General features: G+C 61.6%; 10 protein-coding genes. 1 reads left to right on the top strand and 9 read right to left on the bottom strand.

The window, feature by feature from the left end; all coding sequences use genetic code 11:
- The first annotated feature begins 188 nt into the window (after positions 1 to 188).
- A complete protein-coding gene (locus J8Z22_RS15690) occupies positions 189 to 6239 on the top strand; it encodes a LamG-like jellyroll fold domain-containing protein (RefSeq protein WP_252007011.1) in 6051 nt (2016 codons plus the stop codon).
- Between the two features lie 37 nt (positions 6240 to 6276).
- Here the strand turns inward: J8Z22_RS15690 and J8Z22_RS15685 are convergent, their stop codons facing one another.
- The 9 genes from J8Z22_RS15685 to J8Z22_RS15645 all read right to left on the bottom strand — a co-directional run bounded on the left by J8Z22_RS15685 (position 6277) and on the right by J8Z22_RS15645 (position 20014).
- A complete protein-coding gene (locus J8Z22_RS15685) occupies positions 6277 to 7869 on the bottom strand; it encodes a glycogen synthase (protein WP_252007010.1) in 1593 nt (530 codons plus the stop codon).
- Positions 7859 to 9130: a glucose-1-phosphate adenylyltransferase gene (glgC, locus tag J8Z22_RS15680; RefSeq protein ID WP_252007009.1), complete on the bottom strand. Its 1272-nt coding sequence runs from the start codon at positions 9128 to 9130 to the stop codon at positions 7859 to 7861. Before glgC ends, J8Z22_RS15685 begins: the two co-directional genes overlap by 11 nt.
- Positions 9123 to 11612, bottom strand: a complete 2490-nt coding sequence (locus tag J8Z22_RS15675) for a glycogen/starch/alpha-glucan phosphorylase (RefSeq protein WP_252007008.1) — start codon at positions 11610 to 11612, stop codon at positions 9123 to 9125. Before J8Z22_RS15675 ends, glgC begins: the two co-directional genes overlap by 8 nt.
- 1 nt (position 11613) lies before the next feature.
- Complete coding sequence (gene glgX / locus J8Z22_RS15670; RefSeq protein WP_252007007.1) at positions 11614 to 13629, bottom strand: glycogen debranching protein GlgX; 2016 nt, start codon at positions 13627 to 13629, stop codon at positions 11614 to 11616.
- Positions 13629 to 15815, bottom strand: a complete 2187-nt coding sequence (gene glgB / locus J8Z22_RS15665; RefSeq protein WP_252007006.1) for a 1,4-alpha-glucan branching protein GlgB — start codon at positions 15813 to 15815, stop codon at positions 13629 to 13631. The genes glgX and glgB overlap by 1 nt, the downstream gene beginning before the upstream one ends.
- On the bottom strand, positions 15812 to 17938 hold the full coding sequence (malQ, locus tag J8Z22_RS15660; RefSeq protein ID WP_252007005.1) for a 4-alpha-glucanotransferase: 2127 nt from the start codon (positions 17936 to 17938) through the stop codon (positions 15812 to 15814). The genes glgB and malQ overlap by 4 nt, the downstream gene beginning before the upstream one ends.
- Before the next feature lie 195 nt (positions 17939 to 18133).
- Positions 18134 to 18862 (bottom strand): DUF3108 domain-containing protein, encoded by a 729-nt coding sequence (locus J8Z22_RS15655; protein WP_252007004.1) that lies wholly within the window; start codon positions 18860 to 18862, stop codon positions 18134 to 18136.
- Positions 18837 to 19100, bottom strand: coding sequence for a late competence development ComFB family protein (locus tag J8Z22_RS15650; RefSeq protein WP_028112223.1), 264 nt, complete (start codon positions 19098 to 19100; stop codon positions 18837 to 18839). Before J8Z22_RS15650 ends, J8Z22_RS15655 begins: the two co-directional genes overlap by 26 nt.
- A gap of 11 nt (positions 19101 to 19111) precedes the next feature.
- Entirely contained in the window at positions 19112 to 20014 is a 903-nt protein-coding gene (locus J8Z22_RS15645; protein ID WP_028112224.1) for a histone deacetylase, read from the bottom strand.
- Positions 20015 to 20036: the final 22 nt, after the last annotated feature.

Genomic DNA, 20036 nt, shown 5'->3' with positions numbered 1-20036 from the left:
TAAAACCCGATAAAATCACTCAGTTTTTTATCCTTGAAGCCAGCCCTTGCGCCGAGCCGCTGCGGGTTCGACAGCGTTTATTTCTTTACTAGACTAGTTGCATTCGGCGGCTTGAATTGCCGAATCAGGATGTTGCATGCCGGGGATCAGCGCCCGGTATTCTTACCCTAATGCAGTGGGTGATGTGTATGCGCCAAATCATAATGGGCATGCTGTTGCTCTCAGGACTCTGGCTGTTGCCAATGATGGCATCGGCGGCACTGTTTGAAGACTCGGATTTCACGGAGGAGACCCTCTCCCGCCCCGATGGGGCCGGGTGGTCTGGTGTGGTAGGTCTGGCTTTCAACGAGGAAGGCTCTCGCATCTACGCCTGGGAACGTGACGGTAAAGTCTGGATTATTGATCAAGCGACTCCGGTGACTCAGCCTCTCCTCGACATCAGCGATGAGGTGTTGGCCTGGCGTGACCACGGTTTGTTGGGTTTTGCTCTGGATCCCGACTTCAACAACAACGGTTACCTCTACCTGAATTACGGCGTCGACCGGCATCACCTGCTGCACTGCAGCGAACCCCCATCCGGGGTTGGCGCCCCGCAGTGTGACCAGGATTATGACCCGTCGCTCACCATTCAGGTGACTCAGGCCACCATCGGTCGCATCACCCGTTACACCGCCATCAAACCCGCCGGTCAGGCGGATTATCGCAATGCCACCAGCGTGGATTACAGCAGCCGTAAAGTGTTGCTGGGGGAAACTGCATCCAGTGGTTTTCCACTGCTGCACCAATCCCACAGCAGCGGTCAGTTGGTGTTTGGTACCGACGGCAGCTTGTTGGCGGCCTTTGGCGATGGTGCCAGTTACGCCAGCACAGACACCGGTAGCGCCGGTGAAACCGCCTATCAGGATGGTCTTAATGAAGGCATTATTACTCCGGAGGAGAACGTCGGTTCTTACCGTTCGCAAATGCCAAACTCCTTGAATGGCAAGATTGTGAGGTTGGATCCCGAAAGCGGAGATGGGCTGCCGGGTAATCCCTATTTCGATGCTGCGGCACCGCGAGCGCCTAAGTCCAGAGTGTGGGCATTGGGGCTGCGAAACCCTTACCGCATGAGCCTGAAGCCGGGCACCGGCTCGCACAACATTGCCGATGGCGATCCCGGCGTACTGTTTGTGGGGGACGTGGGCAACAACCGCTGGGAGGAGTTTAACGTGGTCAGTGGCCCCGGGCAGAATTTTGGCTGGCCGCTGTTTGAAGGGATTGAGCCGTCACAGGAGTACCAGAATAAGGTGGTGCAAAACCAGATCGCCTCACAGGTGCTGGGGTGTACCGTCAATTTTGGCGATCTGTTGAAGCAAGCGGCTCAACCAAGCCCTGGTTTTGCCAATCCTTGTGGCGGCGGCAGCATTACTCAGGTGCCAGTGTATGTGCACCAGCGGCCGCAACTGGACTGGTTTCATGGCGGTGCGATCACCCGCTATCCGGCCTTCGACGGGGCCGGTAACAGCGTGGCGGTGGATGTGGGGGATGCGGTACCGGGCACCGGTAATGTGCTGACTCAGGGGCAGCCGTTTTTCGGCAATGCCTCAACCGGTGGTGTCTGGTATCAGGGCAGTGATTTCCCCACCAGCTATCAGGGTACCTATTTCCACGGTGACTTTGGTGGTCAGTGGATTCGTAACTTTGTGATGACTGCGGATCATCGTCCTGCGGAGATCCGTCCCTTCCTGAGCCAGGGCGGCGGCATCGTATTTCTGGCCACTCACCCTACCGAAGGGCAGTTGTACTACATCAGCTGGGCCAGTTTCATCCATAAGGTCAGCTACGCGCCAGGGGGCAACCGGCCGCCAACCGCCGTGGCCTCGGCCACGCCTCAGTTCGGGCCATCGCCGCTGTCGGTGCAGTTGTCCTCTGGCGGCTCCAGCGATCCGGAAGGGGGGCCGCTCAGCTACTGGTGGAACTTTGATGATGGTGCCAGCAGTGGCAGCGCCAACCCGGTTCATCAGTTTTCTGCCCCCGGGGCCGGCCCCGCCAGCTTCCAGGTGCAGCTGACGGTCACCGATTCTGGTTCGCCGGCGCAGAGCGACGACGCCAGTGTGCTGGTGAGCGTCAATAACACCCCGCCGTCGGTCACCATCACCAGCCCGGTCGATGGCAGCCGTTACCCTCTGTCCGGTGACACCCTGTATCCGTTGCAGGCCCAGCTCAGCGACAATGAGCACAGCCTGGCGGAGCTTAGCTGTGCCTGGCAGACGGTGCTGCATCACAACAACCACACCCACTCCGACCCTATCGACAACAACTGCAGCAGCCAGGTGCAGATTGCCCCGGTGGGTTGCGATGGCGAAACTTATTTCTTTCGCATTCACCTGACGGTGACCGATGCCCATGGTCTGGCCACCCATAAAGTGGCCACCCTCTATCCGGATTGCGGCACCGTTTCGCCCCCGGTGGCCAATGACGATAATGCCAGTGTGGCGCTGGGGAGCGTGGCAGACATCGATCTGCTCGCCAACGACAGCGACGATGCCGGTCTGGATTACGACAGCCTGACCCTGATCAGCCAGCCGGCGTCCGGGTTGCTGACCGTGATACCGGGTACCGGTCGGGTCAGCTATCAGCCCAGCAGTGCCGTCCCCGGCAGCGTCAGTTTTCAATACACGGTGCAGGACAGCGACGGTTATGTGTCGGCGCCGGCAACGGTGACCATCGATCTGTATGACAATGGCAGTAGTGCCACCGTGGCCACTGCGGTGATCACGCCCAACGGCGGCAGCCATACCGCGCCTCTGACGGTCAGTCTCAGCTCGGCGACAGCGGGTGCCAGCCTGTATTACACCCTCGATGGCAGCGACCCCAACCTGTCTTCCCCGACGACGACCGGCACGGTGACGCTGAACCAAAGCGCCACCCTGAAAGTGTGGGCCTATCATCTGGGCTTCATTCCTTCCGCAGTGGCGGCCGCCCAGTTCGATCTCCAACAAACCGGCCCGCAGTTTCCGTTGGCGGGACTGGTGGGCTACTGGCCGATGAATGAAGGCGGCGGCAGCACCGTCAATGATGAGTCCGGCAGTGGCTGGAACGGCCAGCTCAGCGGCGGCAGCTGGACCGCTGGCTGGGACGGACAGGGGCTCAGGTTCAATGGCAGCGGTGACCAGGTGGTGGTGTCCCACCAGCCTGGAATGGCGTTTGCCGACAGCGACAGTTTTACCCTGTCCGCCTGGGTCGATGCCGATGGTCCCCAGGGGGGCTGGGCCGGATTAGTGACTCACTCCCGGGATCAGAGCCCCTGGTACGGACTGTGGATCTCCGCCTGGAATGTGTGGACCTTTGGTGGCTCGTCGAACCTGTATGGCAGCAGCATCGATACCGGCTGGCAGCACCTGTCGCTGGTTCAGGATGGCTCTGGCGGCGTTCGTCGTCTCTATCTCAACGGCGAACTGGTGGCCAGCGGCGCTGCTCAAGCCGCAACCGGCGGCGGTGATCTGAGATTCGGCGGGGCCGGTGGGGTCGGCGAGTTCTTCTCCGGGGTACTGGATGAGGTGCGCCTCTATAACCGGGCGCTGGATTCTCAGGAACTGCTGATTCTGGCAACCACGGCGCCGCCGGCGCCGGGGCCGGTGACTCAATCCGACAGCGCCAGTGTGGTGTCCGGGGCCAGTGTCGGCATCGATGTGCTGGCTAATGACAGTGCCGCCTCCGGGCTGAATCCCGGCTCGGTAGAGGTGGTGGCCGCACCCGCAGCCGGCACCATCGACGCCATCGATGCCCAGAGTGGTGAGATACTGTATCGCCACCATGGTGCTACCGGCAGCGGTGACAGCTTCAGCTATCGGGTGCAGGATTACGCCGGTAACTGGTCTGCCGCCACGCCGGTGTCTGTGACGGTGCAGGGGTATCAGCCTGCGACGGTGACCATTACCAGTCCCGCCGACGGTCAGAACATCAGTGGCAATCTGGTGGTGTACTGGCAGCTGTCCGGAGACAGCAGCGCCTATGACCACATACACGTCAAGCTGGACGACAACCCCCACGTCACCCTGCACAACACGGCCCTCACCAGCTATGACTTTGGCCAGGTGAGCGTCGGCAGTCATCAGCTTCAGGTGTGGCTGGTGGACTCGAGCCATGTGGCGTTGCCCAACCCTGAGGCGTCCCAGACCATCACGATTCAGGTGGTCGACGGCAGCGTCGATCCGGATCTGTTGGGGTACTGGCCGATGGACGCTCTGCCCGGTGGCCTGGTTAACGATGCCTCGGGCAATGGTCGCAGCGGTACTGCTTTCGGTGCCAGCCTGACCGCCGGTCGCTTTGGCAGCGGCCTGAGTTTCAATGGCGTCGACAACTGGGTCAGCGTGCCCCATGACGCCGGACTGGCGTTTGGCGCCGGCGATGCCTTTACCCTGTCGGTGTGGGTCAATCCTGCTGCCAGCCAGGGCGGCTGGAGCGGGGTGGTCACCAAGTCCCGGGATCAGAGTCCCTGGTACGGGCTGTGGATCTCCTCCTGGAATGCCTGGACTTTCGGCGGCCCATCGGCCCTGTACGGCAGTGGCATCAGCAGTGGTTGGCACCACCTGGCCCTGGTGCAGGCGTCAGGCAGTCGCAGCCTCTACCTTAACGGCGTTGAGATCGCCAGCGGACCGGCCCGGGAGGGCACCGGCAGCGGTGAGTTATGGTTCGGTGGCGCCGCCGGCATCAGCGAGTTCTTTGACGGTGTGCTGGATGATGTTCGCCTGTATGGCCGCGGCTTCAGCGCCACCGAGGTGGTGGCGCTGATGAATCTGGAGCCCGGCAGTGGCAACCCCAGCGCCGGCAATGACAGCGCCCTGGTCACCCAGGGGCAGGCGGTCACCATTGCCATTTTGGCCAACGATTCGGCCCCGGCCGGGTGGGACCTGGACAGCTTTGAGCTGGTATCGGCACCGGCCTACGGCAGCATCGATTACGACGGGGCAACCGGCAGCCTCAGCTACCAGCATGATGGCAGCGCCAGTAGCAGCGACAGTTTCAGCTATCGGCTGGCGGATCAAAACGGCGTCGTCAGTAACACCGCCGAGGTCAGTGTGGCCATCGAGCCGTACCAGGCTCCGGCGCTGGTGATCACCGCCCCTATCGATGGCAGTGAGGTCAGCGGCAATCTGGTGGTGAGCTGGAACCGCAGTGGCGATGCCAGTGGCTACAACCATGTCCATGTGCAGCTGAACGATCAGGCCTATGTGCCTGTGCACGATCTGTCGCTGTCCAGCTATGACTTTGGCGCGGTGGCGCCGGGCAGTCACCTGGTGCAGGTGTGGCTGGTGGATGAGAATCATCAACCGCTCACCAATCCGGAGTCCGGCGACAGCATCACGGTTACCGTGGCCGCACCGGCGACGGTGGCGGCGCCGGTGATCTCGCCGGCAGGAGGCAGTTTCTCCGGTCCGGTGGCCGTGACCCTGAGTTCGTCGACGCCGCTGGCGCGGGTGTATTACACCCTGGACGGCAGCGATCCCGATGCGGGCTCTGATGAGTATCTGTCGGTGTTGACCCTGGATCAGAGCGTGACCCTCAAGGCCATCGCCCTGGCCGACGGCTTGTCAGACAGCAGCATCAGCAGCGCTCAGTTTGACATTGATCTCAGCGGTGGTGGCCTGCCCAGTGTCGGCCTGGTGGGTTACTGGCCATTAGATGAAACAGGCGGTGATTCGGTGCTGGATGCCTCAGGCAACGGTCGGGTCGGCAGCCTCAGCGGCGCCAGTCGAGTGCCGGGCTGGGCCGGGGGCGGCCTGAGCTTCGATGGCGGCGACGACCAGGTTCGCATCGGCCATGAATCGGCGCTGGCCTTTGCCGTCGGCGACAGTTTCACCCTGTCGGTGTGGGTGAACGCCGATGGGCCTCAGGGGGGCTGGTCCGGAGTGGTGACCAAGTCCCGTGACAGCGCTCCCTGGTATGGCCTTTGGGTGTCGTCCTGGAATGCCTGGGTCTTTGGCGGGCCCGCAAACCTGGCTGACGGCAGCATCAGTAGCGGCTGGACTCAGTTGACGCTGGTGCAAAACGGATCCGCAGGAACCCGCACCCTGTACCGCGATGGCGCCGCCGTGGCCTCGGGCTCGGCACAGCCAGCCGATGGCAATGGCGACCTGATCTTCGGTGGCGCCGATGGTGTCTCCGAGTTCTTCAGCGGAACCCTGGATGAAGTGCGTCTCTACGATCGAGCGTTGACCGGGGACGAGATTCAGGCCCTGGCGACGTTGCCGCCGTAAGCCATGGGCGCTCCGACATCGCCGGAGCGCCTGGCTGTTACTCCAGATACAGAGAGTGCCGATAGAGACGGCAGGGGGACTGCCAGCCAAACCGCTGCTCTTTGGCATTGGCGGCGACCCGTTGCCAGTCGTCGCTGCCAAATGCTTCCAGCAGTTCATCAAACCTGGCCAGCAGCGCTAGCCCCTGCTGCTCGAGGCTATCGCCTTCGAACCAGTAGCCGGTCTGATTGTCCACCACCGTATCCCGCAGTCCGCCAACCGCGTGTACCAGGCAGGGTTGGCCTTCCCGCATCGCCATCAACTGACTGATGCCGCAGGGTTCAAAGGAGCTGGGCATCATAAACAACTGGCCCTGACGGTACAGTTGTGCCGACAATTGTTCCTGATAGCCGTTGAGGAACAGGAAGTTGTCGTGATGGGCCGCGACCCGTTGCAGTTCGGCTTCGATGGTGTGATTGCCGCTGCCCAGGCAGACGTACAGCCCTTGAGGCTGACGTTGCTTAAACCGGCGCAGCAGGGTTTCCAGTACGGTATCGCCATTGTCGAGGCGGTGGCACAGGATGGCCACTTTCTGCTCGGTCAGCCTGGCGACCGTGGTCAGCAGCATCGACGGCGGCGGCCGCTTCGCCTGCTGCCACAACTGCAGGCGGGTATGGGCAATGAAATCGACGTTGCGCAGGTGGGTGCCGTGGCCCTGCCAGCCAAGCAGGGTGGTGTGCATGGCGTTCAGCAGCGCTTCAAAACTCTGAGGTGGCGCCGGGGTATCCGGGTAGACCAGGCCGTTCAGAATGCCGCAGAGCCCTCCCTGTTGATGACGGCGGTTGAGATCCTGCTCCAGGCCTTCTCCGCCCCAGATCCCGTGTCGATGGTCGCTGGGTTGCAGCACTTCGCTGGCGTAGCTGGGGCTGACCAGGTGCACCTTGTCCGCCAGGTTGATGGCGGCCCGCATCGGGTTCAGACACTGAGGGTAGCTGGGGTCTTCGATTCGGCGGGTCTGGGCATCGGTGAGGCTGGCGGCCAATTCCGGAAACCAGCGACCAAAACTGGAGTGACTGTTTCGAAACGGCCGGGTTCCCTGGTGGGCCAGGTTGTGAATGCTGTACACACAGCGAAGCGCCTGCAACGGCTGATAGCGGGGATCAAAAGCCCGCAGCACCGTGAGCAGGGCCGCATGCCAGTCATGCAGGTGCAGTACCTCAGGTCGGCTCAGGTGACGCTGGCACAGGGCGACGGCAACGGCGGCGCAAAACAGGGCAAACTTGCTGGCATCGCTGGCATAGGGTTCGGGGTCATTGCAGTGGTAGATGACCCCGTCGCCGGCGTTGCTGAACAGCGGGTGATCGAGCAGAAACAACCTGGACTCGGGGTGGGCCGGATTGGCCAGCTGGTACAGGGTGACAATTTCATGACGACCGCCGAAGGGGACGGTCAACCGTGCCAGTTGGCTGGCGTGGGGGTGACGGTGAAAGCGGCCGTAAGCGGGCATGATCTGATCGGCTTGCACCTGGGCCTTGGCCAGCTCAGGGGCCAGATCCCGCAGCACATCGCCCATGCCGCCGACTTTGGCCGCGGGAAGGGCGCCATTTTCCGCCGCAACCATCAGTACTCGAATTCTGTGTTCAGTCTTCATAACCCACCTGTAAGCCCAGCATCTCCCGGGTCACCAGCACCCGTCCCTGTTCCGTTACTCGAAAGCCACGGCTCTTATCCTGCAGGCGGTCGTAGCCGATCACCATGTTGTCAGGTACCTCACAGCCTCGCTCGAGGATGGCATTTTTAATCTGTGCGCCCTGGCCGATGTGGACGTTGGGCAGAATCACCGAGTCTTCCACTAGGGCGTAATCGTCGATGCGAACCCGGTTGAACAGCACGCAGCGGCGCACTGTTGCCCCAGAGACAATGCAGCCGGAGGACACGATGGAATCGGCGGCGGTGCCGCGACGATGGTCGTCGTCGAACACGAACTTGGCCGGGGCCAGCTGTTCCTGGTAGCTCCAGATGGGCCAGCGGGAGTCATACAGGTTCAGCGGCGGAGTCGGTTGCAGCAGCTCCATGTTGGCCTGGTAGAAGGAGTCCAGAGAGCCCACGTCGCGCCAGTAGGGCGGTTCATTGTCCAGAGCGCTGCGGTGGCGGTAGGCGAAGACTTTGTGATTCTCGATGATGGCGGGAATGATGTCCTTGCCGAAGTCTCGATCCGAGTTTTGGCGCCGGGCATCCTGGCTGAGTTGGTCAAACAGGAATTCGGCGTTGAACACGTAGTTGCCCATGGAGGCCAGGCAGCGCTCCGGGTCGTCCGCCAACCCCTGTGGCCGGGCGGGTTTCTCTTCGAAGCCGGTGATGCGCTGCTCGGCATCGACGGCCATCACCCCAAAGGCACCGGCGGCCTCGGCCACCGCCACTTCGATGCAGGAAACGGTCATGTCGGCACCGGATTCAACGTGGGCGGCGATCAGGCCGGCGTAGTCCATGCGGTAGATGTGATCGCCGGAGAGGATCATGACGTACTTGGGCAACTCGTGACGAATGATGTCCAGATTCTGAAATACCGCATCGGCGGTACCCTGATACCAGTTGTCGGAGTAGCGCTGGGAAGCCGGCAGAATCTCTACTGACTCCCCCAGCTCGCGCTTGAAATGGCCCCAGCCTCGGCTCAGGTGGCGGATCAGGCTGTGGGATTTGTACTGAGTCACCACACCGATGCGGCGCACGCCGGAGTTAACGCAGTTGGACAGCGGAAAGTCGATGATTCGAAACTGGCCACCGAAATAGACCGCCGGTTTGGCCCGCCAGCTGGTGAGTTCATGCAGGCGGCTGCCACGGCCACCGGCCAGGATGATGGCGTAGGTATCCCGGGTCAGGTTGCTGACGTAGCGTGGATTGGAATTAAGCATCGGGCGTCTCTCCTTGACGGCAAGGGCGGGCGGGGGCGAGGCTCCAGATCTCGTCCCGGTAACGGCTGATGGTGGCATCGCTGGAAAAGCGGCCACTGGCGGCGGTATTGCGAATGCTCATGCGGGTCCAGTGTGCGGGGTTGAGGTAGGCTTCGGCGACCCGCTCCTGGGCCTGAAGGTAGGCGTCGAAATCGGCCAGTACCATCCAGGGGTCCGCCGGGCTGAGCAGGGCATCCAGTATTGGCTGGAACAGCCCAGGCTCCAACAGGTTGAAGTGGCCGCTTTGCAGCAGTTCTATGACCCCCCGCAGCGCCGGCGAACGCTGCAGGTAGGTGTCGGGCTGATAGTGCTGCCGAGCCTGTTCAACCTCCTGGGCATTGAGTCCGAACAGGAAAAAGTTCTCCGAACCCACCGCATCCAGTATCTCGATGTTGGCCCCATCCAGGGTGCCGATAGTCAGGGCACCGTTCATCATCAACTTCATGTTGCCGGTGCCGGAGGCCTCTTTGCCGGCGGTACTGATCTGCTGTGACAGGTCGGCACCGGGACAGATGATCTCCATGGCACTGACGTTGTAGTCCGGTAACACCGCCACCCTCAGGAAGGGGCGGACCCGAGCGTCGGCATTGATCATGTAGGCCACATTGTTAGCCAGTTTCAGTATCCGCTTGGCCAGCGCGTAGCCCGGGGCGGCCTTGCCGCCAATCAGCACGCAGCGGGGGGTCATATTGGCGGTGTCGCCGGCGGTAATGCGCCGGTACAGGTGGATGACGTGGAGCAGGTTCAGCAATTGCCGCTTGTACTCATGGATGCGTTTTACCTGGACGTCAAACAGCATGCCGGTGTCAAACTCGACGTTGCAGCGCTGGTACACCAACTGTGCCAGCCGTTGTTTGTTGGCCTGTTTGATCTCGCGCCAGTGATGAATAAAGCTGTCGTTGCTCAGGTAGGCGTTCAGGGCGGTCAGTTGGCTCAGATCGGTAATCCACTGCTTGCCCAGCCGCTCGGTCAGCAGGGCGCTGAGGCGTGGGTTGGCGTGGGCCAGCCAGCGCCGGGGCGTCACGCCGTTGGTTTTGTTGTTGAACCGTTGTGGCCATAGCTGGTGGAAGTGGTGAAACAACCCCTGGGTCAACAGTGTGGTGTGCAGCATGGCCACGCCATTGACCGAGAAACTGCCGACGATGGCCAGGTGTGCCATGCGCACCGCCGGATCGGCATCGTCGCTGATGATCGACAGTTGCCGTAACTTGTGGCCGTCACCGGGCCAGCGCTGGGCCACCTGCTCCAGGAAGCGGGCATTGATCTCGAAGATGATCTCCATCAGCCGAGGTAGCAGGCGCTGCATCAGCGCCACCGGCCAGCTCTCCAACGCCTCGGGCAGCAAGGTGTGGTTGGTGTAAGCCAGGGTGCGGCTGCTGACCGACCAGGCCTGATCCCAGCCCAGTCCATACTCATCCATCAGCAGCCGCATCAGTTCGGCGACCGAGATGCTGGGGTGAGTGTCGTTGAGCTGAATCACATGGTGCTTGGCGAAATCACCGACGTCACCACCTTGACCGAGGTAGCTGCGCAGCAGATCCTGCAGGCTGGCGGAGCTGAGGAAATACTGCTGTCGTAATCGCAACTCTTTGCCGTTCTCACTGCTGTCGTTGGGGTACAGCACCATGGTGATCTGCTCCGCCTGGTTTTTCCTGGCGACCGCCTCACTGTAATCCCCCTGATTGAATTCACTGAGGTCAAACTCGTCGGTGGCCTCCGCTTTCCACAGCCTGAGGGTGTTGACCCGGCGGTTGTTAAATCCGGGGATTGGCACATCGTAGGCCACCGCCAGTACCTCTTCGGTATCGACCCAGTGGTGGCGCCGCCGGCCCTGATCGTCGCAGAAGGTGTCGGCCCGGCCGCCAAACTGCACCAGCACGTTGTGGTGTGGGACTTTGACCTCCCAGGGAGTGCCGTTGCGCAGCCAGCGGTCCGGTTGCTCCACCTGATGGCCATCGACAAACTGTTGCGTAAACATGCCGTATTCATAGCGAATGCCGTACCCCAGTACCGCCATGTCCAGGGTGGCGCAACTGTCCAGGAAGCAGGCGGCCAGTCGCCCCAACCCGCCGTTGCCCAGGCCGGCATCCTGCTCCTGTTCGGCGACCTCCTCCAGCCGGGCACCGTAGCCCTTCAAAGCCTGGCGGGCGTCGTCGGTCAGGTTCAGGTTGAGGGCGGCGTTGCCCAGTGCCCGTCCCATCAGGAACTCCAGCGACAGGTAGGCGACTTTGCGATCGGAAAACTGGTTATTGCGAACCCGGGTGTCGCGCCAGTTGTCCATCAGTTGTTCGCGGACACTTAACGCCAGGGCCTGGTAGAGATCCTGGTCACTGGGCTTGTCACGGTTGAGGCTGTAGCGGATGTAATGGTCGAAACCGGCTTTCAGACACTCCTTGGGTTGCGCGCTGAACTTGGGTGGGGTCGGGCGGCTGACTTTGGGCATCTCATTGGTCCTTTAATGAAGCCTGCAGCACTGCCAGGCTGTGTTCCGAAAGGGTCACCGTGTTGTGGGACAGGGCATGGCCGTCTTCGAGGCCGTCGGCCTGGGTGTGCACCCGGCAGTGCCAGGTCTGGGCGTAGCGGGGGGGCGGTAGCTGAAAAGTCACTGGCGTCGCCCCGGCGTTGAACATCATCAACAGGGCGTCGTTTGTGGATTGAATCTGCACCATCAGGTGACGGCGCTGCGGTTGATGCCAGTGTGACTCCTGCATCTTGTGCCCCTGTTCTGTGTACCAGTGGAAACGGACATCGCCGTGGTTGTGCTGATAACGGCATTGTCTGAGCAGGGGTTGCGAGCGGCGCAGGGCGATCAACTGGCGCAGAAACTGACCCAGGTGTTGCTGCTCCGGGGCCGGGCTCCAGTCGAGCCAGCCGATGGCGTTGTCCTGACAATAGGCGTTGTTGTTGCCCTGCTGGCTGTTACCCAGGTCATCACCGGCCAGCAGCATGGGCACTCCCTGAGACAGCAGCAGGGTGGCCAGCAGGTTTTTCTGCTGCCTCTGCCTCAGGGCGTGAATGTCGCTGGCGGCGGTCGGGCCCTCGGTGCCATGGTTGCGGCTGAAGTTGTGGCCATGGCCGTCTCGGTTGTGTTCGCCATTGGCGTGGTTGTGGCGCTGTTCATAGCTGACCAGATCCGCCAGGGTGTAACCGTCGTGACTGGTAATAAAGTTGATGCTGGCCACAGGGCCGCGGCCATGGTGATCGAACCATCTGGCACTGCCGTGAAGGGCGTTGGCCAGGGCCGGCAGTTGATTGGCATCGCCGCGCCAGAACCGGCGCACGGTGTCGCGATACTGATCGTTCCATTCGCTCCATGGTGGTGGAAACTGGCCCAGTTGATAGCCGTCCGGGCCGAGATCCCAGGGCTCGGCAATCAGCTTAACCTGGCTCAGCAGCGGATCCTGGCCGATGGCATCCAGCAGGCCGGCCCCGGCGTCGAAGTGGGGGGCTTCCCGTCCCAGGGCGGTCGCCAGGTCGAAGCGAAAGCCGTCGATGCCGATGTCCCTGACCCAGTAACGCAGGCTGTCGGTCACCATCTGCAGCACCCTGGGGTGGCTGAGGTTGAGGCTGTTGCCGCAGCCACTGAAGTTGAGGTAGCGGCTTGGGTCCCGATCATCGAGACGGTAGTAGCTGGCGTTGTCCAGGCCACGAAAGCTGTAGGTGGGGCCCTGTTCATCGCCCTCGGCGCTGTGGTTGAACACCACATCCATAATGACCTCCAACCCGGCGTCGTGGAGGCGTTGTACCACCTCGGCAAACTCGGCCGGATCGTTGCCGTTAAGGTAGTCGGGATGGATGGCAAAAAACTGCAGGCTGTTGTAGCCCCAGTAATTGCTGAGGGAGCGTTGGGTCAGAAAGGGTTCGCTGGCGAAGGGGTGAATGGGCAACAGTTCCAGGGTGGTGATCCCGAGGCGGTGAAAATACTCAATGGCTTGTGGCTGAGCCAGGGCGGACAGTTTGCCGCGATGTTGGGGGGCCAGCCCGGGAAGATTGATGCTGAACCCCTTGGGGTGAAGTTCCAGAATCAGGGTGTCGGACAGGGGGATTCGGGGTCGGCAGTCCGGGGTTGCCAGGGGGGCGGTGACCCGGCATTTGGGCATCCAGTGGCCGTTATCCAGCTGGGGGGCGGGTTCGCTGTCCGGGGACAGCATCGGTCCGGACAGGGCTTTGGCGTACGGGTCCAGCAGCAGCTTGTGGGGCGCGAAGCGGTGACCGAGATGGGGCGCCGTCGGGCCATGAACCCGATAGCCGTAATATTGACCTTCGGCGAGGTTGGCCACTTCGATGCACCACAGGCCGCCAGGGGTGGGGCGCAGTGGCAGTTGCGCCTGCGGTTGCTGTTGGTCATCGAATAAGCACAGAGTGACGGCGTCGGCATGGGCACTGAACAGGACGAAGTTGACGCCCCGTTCCGTCAGGGTTGCGCCTAATGGGTAGGGGCGTCCCGGCCGGGTCTGCATTACGGTGACTCCGGCGCCAGAATGACGCAGCTCAGCGGCGGCAGGCGCAGGGTCAACCGCTGCGCCATCTGATGCAGCGGCTGATCGTCGCTACTGAGCGGTTCGGGATTGGTCACGCCACTGCCGCCATACTCACCGGCGTCGCTGTTGAGCTGCTCGCGCCAGCGGCCCGGTTGTGGCACGCCGACGGCAAATTGCTCATGAACCTGCGGCGTCATATTGATGATCACCAACAGCGGTGATGTCGGCTCGGGTCCGCGCCGAAGGAAGCTGAATACGCTGTTGTGGTAGTCGTTGCACTCCAGCCACTGAAACCCCTGGGGTTGATGGTCCCACAGATGCAGGGCGCCCTGACTGGCGTAGAGTTGGTTCAGGTCGCGAACCCAGTGCTGCACGCCGAGGTGAGGCGGGCTGTCGAGCAGGTGCCAGTCGAGGGAGCGCTGATGGCACCATTCGTCCCACTGGGCCAGTTCATTGCCCATAAACAACAGCTTCTTTCCCGGGTGGGTCCACATAAAGCCGAAGTAGGCCCTGAGGGTGGCGAACTTCTGCCAGGGATCGCCGGGCACTTTGCTCAGTAATGACCCTTTGCCGTGAACCACCTCATCATGGCTGAGGGACAGGATGAAGTGCTCACTGTAGGCGTACAGCATGCTGAAGTTCATCAGGCTATGGTGATGGCGGCGGTGAATGGGGTCCTGGTTGAGGTAACGCAGGGTGTCGTTCATCCAGCCCATGTTCCACTTGTAGCCAAAGCCGAGACCGCCATGGTCCACCGGTCGGGTAATGCCGTCCCAGGTGGTGGACTCTTCGGCAATCATCAACAGGCCGGGAAAGTTGAAATGGCAGCGTTGGTTAAGCTGCTTCAGCAACTCGGCGGCGTCCAGGTTTTCACGGCCGCCATGGCGATTGGGGACCCACTGGCCGGGTTCGCGGCTGTAGTCCAGATACAGCATGGAGGAGACGGCGTCCAGGCGCAGGCCATCGAAGTGGTATTCGCCCAGCCAGTAGAAGGCGTTACTGATGAGATAACTTTTGACCTCGTTGCGGCCGTAGTTGAACAGCAGGGTGTCCCAGTCCGGATGATGGCCCTGACGGGGATCGTCGTGTTCATACAGGGCGGTGCCGTCCAGTTGCGCCAGGCCGTGAGCGTCGCCGGGGAAGTGGGCCGCGACCCAGTCGAGAATGACACCGATCCCCTGTTGATGGCACTGATCGATGAAGGCCTTGAGGGCGTCGCCGTCGCCGAGGCGCTGATTGGGAGCGAACAGGCCGATGGGCTGATAACCCCAGGAGCCTTCGAACGGGTGACTGGCGATGGGCATCAGCTGAATGTGGCTGAACCCCATCCGTTTGACATAGGGGATAAGGCGCTGCGCCAGCTGGGTATAGCTCAGAGGCTGGTTGTCCTGTTGCCGTTGCCAGGAGGCAAGGTGGACCTCGTAGATGGACAGCGGCCGCTGGTGGGAAGGCCACTGGGCCCGGCGTGCCATCCAGCACTGATCCTGCCATGGGTAGTCGGCTATGGCGCCGATTCGGCTGGCGTTGTGGGGCGGCGATTCCATCTCCCGGGCGTAGGGGTCCGCCTTATCCTGAGTGCGGCCATCGGCCAGGGTCAGGCGGTATTTGTAATGCTGGCCCGGACTGGCCTGGGGCAAAAACAGCTCCCAGATGCCACTGTGGTGGTGGGTTTTCATGGGATGGCTGCGGCTGTCCCAATGGTTAAAGTCGCCGATTAACGCCACCGCCCTGGCGTTGGGGGCCCACAGGCTGAACCAGATGCCGTCGATACCCTGAACGCAGCGATGGTTGGCGCCGAGGAAACGGTAAGCGTGTTCCTCTTTGCCTTCGGCAAACAGGTAACGCTGTTGCTCGGTGAGCAGTGAGCCGAACTGATGGGGGTCGATGATTGACGCCTGTGACTGGGGGTAGTCCACCTGCAGCCGATACGGGAATCGTCGAATGCGGCGCCCGAGAGGCCCCAGGAAGTAGCCAAGATTTCCTCTCGGTGCCAGGGTGGCCACGGCACGCTGACTATTGAGGTCGACGACTCGAACGGACAGGGCGCCGGGGAAATAGCAACCGACCTGAAGTCGGCGACCATCGGCACCTGGGTGCATCCCCAGTTGGGAGGGGGTCAGCACGTCATCCTCGGGAGCCGGTGGGGCAAGGGTGGTCAGGGTCATGGGGTGGGCCTCGGTTGGCGACGGAGTTGATCGATCTGCTGCAGCAGCGCATGGATTTGCGGGTCCTGTTCCAGGCAGGCCAATGGCTGGCTTAAGCGCAGTTGCCAGTTGCGGTACTGCTTCCAGGTGCCGGGAATATTGACCGGCTGAGAGCTCAATAGCAGGTCGTCCAGTTGCAGCGCAAAGCGGTTGGCCCGGCTTTTGGCCAGGGTGAGCAAAGAGGCGGCCATCAGTTCAAAGTTCCAATCCTGCTCGGCATCGGTTGCCGGGCTGTCACCAAAGCGCGTCAGCCACTCCAGCAAGGCCTGCTTTTGCCGCCGACGCTGCTGCAATCGTTGCGGCAGTTGCTCGGCACTCAGCAGTTGCAACTGCTGAAGGAGATGCAAATCCCCACCCTGCCACCACTGTGCCAGTGGTGGCACGTCATGGTTGCTGGTCATCAGCATCAGGTTGTTCCCCAAGGTATCCGGGGCCAGGTAGCGGCCTTGTGAGTCCAGACAGAAGTGCAGCAGCTGGGTACCGGCGATGCCTTTATGCTGCATCTGCTGGTCGATCTCGGGCGGCACAATGCCGAGGTTTTCGCCAATCACTTCACACCCATGATTGTGGCTGTGCAGGGCCAGCAGATCGAACAGCTGCTCATGGGGGTAATAGACGTAACCGCCGATGCCAGGGGCCTCGCCGGGCAGGCACCACCACTGCCGTCTCAGGCCCATGATGTGATCAATGCGCAGGGCGCCGCAGTGGTTCATATTGGCGTCCAGCAACGACCGCCAATGACGAAAGTGCTGTTGTTTCATGATGACTGGGTCTGCAGGTGCCAGGCCCCAGTCCTGCCCCTGAGCGGCGAAGGGGTCTGGCGGCGCACCAATGCTGGCGTGGCGACAAAAGTGCTGCGGGTCGGCGGCCACCTCACAGCTGGTGGGGGGAACCCCTACCGGGAGATCCGCAATCAGACCGGTGACCATCCCTAAAGCCTGGCAACGGGCCTGGCAACGAGCCTGTTGTCGTCGGGCTTCAAACTGCAGGAACAGGGGCAGATCCGGATGGGTCTCCAGCTGCAGCTGTTGCCACAACCATTGATGCTCCTGACTTCGGTATTGCTGCAGCCGTTCCCCGTGCTGACGCACAAACCGCTGGTAGGCCTGGTCGCGCTCAGCGCCTGAGTTGCAGACGGTCTGCAGAAACTGCTGATGCAGTCGGTCGAACAGGGCAAACTTGAGCCTGGCGATGGCGTCGTAGTCGAGCCAGTCCGCCTCAGCCAGGCGTTGCCTGGGGCCCAGCCACTGGGGACGTTGAAACTCGGCGGCTAACGACGAGTACTCTTCAATCCACTCCGGGGCCAGATAGAGGGGGCTGAGGCAGTGTCGGTCGGCGGCGGCATAGGGACTGACGTTGCCTTTCAGGTGCGGATCCGGGGTGTGCAGAGGATTGAGCTGAATGAAGTCGGCCCCCAGGGGACCCAGCCAGTCGATGAGTCGGTGCAGATCGGCAAAGTCGCCGATGCCCCACTGCCGGGACGTTCGCAGTCGATACAGTTGCAGGTTCAGTCCCCAGCTGCGTTCGGGTCTGGCCGGGGCCTGATAACAGCGGGCCGGCGTGCGGCACAGGGTGACACGCTGTTGGCGCCCCTGTTGATACACCGTCAGTTCGGTGTCGGTGGCATCGGTGCTCAGCCAGTCAGGAGGCAGGGGCAGATGGTAGCGGACAAAGCGGCGCTGTTGGTACCAGTACTCACCGTGCTGCCAGTGTGGCCTGGCCTCAATCTGCAGCGGCGTTGCCTGAGGGTGACTCAGGCTAAAGTGAGCGGTCAGCTCCTGTGGCTGATACACCTCAAGGGTGGGGGTGTCGATGTCGGTAATTTGAAACGCCGGTGCCAGTTGCAGCCAGGGGTGGGCATCCAGGGCGTCGATGCGTTGCTGCCAGGGGTCGGTTCCGATGGCTGGAGGCCCGGTCATGGCGAACAGCAACCGCCGTCGCACCTCGGGGTCGATAGCCACGCACTGTCCCTGACTGTCTTGGTAGTCGGCGCCTATCCCTTGCAGGTAAAACAGTTTTTCCGGTATCACCCTGTCTTCCATCACCCTGTCTTGGCGGCCGATGTGGCGACCGCGTTCATCCATGAACCCAGGCGCCGTTTCGGCGCCCTGAGGATAGAATGAAAAGCAAACGTTTCATTCTGATGTCAGTTTGATTCTATTTCTGGGGTCGACGGCTAAGGCTGAAGCGGCATCCGGTGCCTGGGCTAATGAGCATGCCGACCGTTATAAAAAGTAGAAGTCGGGAGGAGAAAGGGCAACGTTGAACGGCAATGGCCGTTATCGAGTGATGGGGTCTGAACGTTCGAAGTCAGACAGTCGCACGTCGAGCATCTTGATGCCGAGGCGATGGACCGTCATCTTGATCAACTGGTGTTCCAGTGCCGGTGCAAACCAGAAGTCAGCCACCCGGGACTTTTTGGGGTGGGTTTGCCGCAGGTGATGGGCCCGGTAGGCGCGCCCATCAAACTCAATCTGCTCCTCTCCCAGCCACTCAAAGCGGTAGTCCCGGGTTTCATCGCCCCAGGTGTAGTCGGCATAGAGGTCCTGGCGTTGGCGTTCGACATCCAGAGCCAGGTTCTGCAGCATCGTCGCGGCGCCCTGGCTGGCCGGGGCGTGCTCCTCATAAACCAGGGGATGACCATCCTTGTTGACCGCCATCAGGCCCTCAGGGGTTCGGCTGGCTTGATAGTCATCTTGGGAGAACCAGCCGGACACCGTGGCATCGAAGGCGAGCGTCTGCCAGCGTCCCTGTTGCCAGCTGAGCAGACTGCGGTTGTCCACTCGGCCTCCGAGAAGACAGAACTTGCCCTTGCTGAGCAGTTGATACTGACCGTCGTCGATAACCAGTTGCTGCGAGCCACCACCGCAAGGTAGGCCTTTACTGGTGGCCTGATAGTGGGCGATGAAGGGCGCCGGTTGCTGGGCCTGCAGCGTCGGTGTCAGCAACAGGCCAATCAACAGCAACCGGTAGGGTGAGGGCTTACTCTTCTCTGGGATGGCGTTCAATGTAGTTCAGGGCTCGGGTTAGGGCTTCATCGACGTTCTTCTGCATCGCAACCAGCTCGTCGCTGGAGGCGTAGGCGCTGAGGTCCACCCGGTGGCGGAAATAGCGGCAGGGCATCTGGTTCAAAGTCAGGCAGAACAGGTCGGCCAACTGGCTGTCGTTATACTGTTCGGCCAGTTTACGGTCGGTGACCGTTTGTTCCAGCAGAATTTCGTAATAATTTCTGATGTCTGCATCCATGTCATACTCCTTTATTGCAGTTCCAGCGCCGCGTCGAATAGTTGCAGGTGCCTGTGGGTCAGGGCCTCTGGGTCGCGGTCGTAACCGCCGCCGATGACGCAGGCGAGCGGCAGCTTCTTGTCCAGACAATAGGATAGTACCAGCTGTTCGCGCCGACGTAATCCACTATCACTGATACTCAGGTGTCCCAACCTGTCGCGATGATGGACATCGACGCCGGCATCGTAGATCAGCAGATCCGGTTGATGAAGGCGGGTCACCAGTTGCAGTGCCTCGCCGACACTCTGCAGGTAATCGTCGTCCTGGCAGCCTTTGGGCAGGCCAAAGTCGAAGTCGGAGCGCTGCTTGCGGCTGGGAAAGTTACTGTCGCAGTGCACCGAGCAACTGATGATTTCGGTTCGGTCCTGGCATAGGGCAGCGGTGCCGTCTCCCTGGTGAACATCGAGATCGAAGATCACCACCTTGTGGATCTCCGGCCGGAGCAGGGCCATCTCGGCGGCGATCACCAGGTCATTGAACACGCAGTAGCCGCTGCCAAAATCATAGTGGGCGTGGTGGTAGCCGCCGGACAGGTGCAGGGCGATGCCATGATCCAACGCCAACTCGGTGGTGCGCAGGGTGCCCCCTACCGAGGTCAGGGTGCGGTTGACCAGCGCCTCGCTCCAGGGGAAGCCCATCCGTTTCAGCGGCGCGGCGGCGAGGCCATTGCCGAGAAACTGTCGCAGGTATTCGGGATGGTGACAGCGTTCAATCAGCGCCAGTGGCGCGGCATCGGGTTGGTGCCAGCGCAGCCGGTGCTGCTGCGGGTGCTGTTGTAACTGCTGGTACAGGTGCTGATATTTGGTGATGGGAAAACCGTGATTCTGTGGCAGAACCAACTGGGAATAGCAGGGGTGATAGACGCAATGGATCATGAGGCAAAAAGGGGCCGTTGCC

Source organism: Ferrimonas sp. SCSIO 43195, from assembly GCF_023716685.1.
GTDB lineage: Bacteria > Pseudomonadota > Gammaproteobacteria > Enterobacterales > Shewanellaceae > Ferrimonas > Ferrimonas kyonanensis.
Note: the sequence above shows the minus strand (reverse complement) of the source record. Positions and strands in the feature narration are given on the sequence as shown.

Excerpts from the sequence above, each read along its gene's own strand:
- J8Z22_RS15690 (WP_252007011.1), top strand. The coding sequence starts at position 189 with ATGCGCCAAATCATAATGGGCATGCTGTTGCTCTCAGGACTCTGGCTG.
- J8Z22_RS15685 (WP_252007010.1), bottom strand. The coding sequence starts at position 7,869 with ATGAAGACTGAACACAGAATTCGAGTACTGATGGTTGCGGCGGAAAAT.
- glgC (WP_252007009.1), bottom strand. The coding sequence starts at position 9,130 with ATGCTTAATTCCAATCCACGCTACGTCAGCAACCTGACCCGGGATACC.
- J8Z22_RS15675 (WP_252007008.1), bottom strand. The coding sequence starts at position 11,612 with ATGCCCAAAGTCAGCCGCCCGACCCCACCCAAGTTCAGCGCGCAACCC.
- glgX (WP_252007007.1), bottom strand. The coding sequence starts at position 13,629 with ATGCAGACCCGGCCGGGACGCCCCTACCCATTAGGCGCAACCCTGACG.
- glgB (WP_252007006.1), bottom strand. The coding sequence starts at position 15,815 with ATGACCCTGACCACCCTTGCCCCACCGGCTCCCGAGGATGACGTGCTG.
- malQ (WP_252007005.1), bottom strand. The coding sequence starts at position 17,938 with ATGGATGAACGCGGTCGCCACATCGGCCGCCAAGACAGGGTGATGGAA.
- J8Z22_RS15650 (WP_028112223.1), bottom strand. The coding sequence starts at position 19,100 with ATGGATGCAGACATCAGAAATTATTACGAAATTCTGCTGGAACAAACG.
- J8Z22_RS15645 (WP_028112224.1), bottom strand. The coding sequence starts at position 20,014 with ATGATCCATTGCGTCTATCACCCCTGCTATTCCCAGTTGGTTCTGCCA.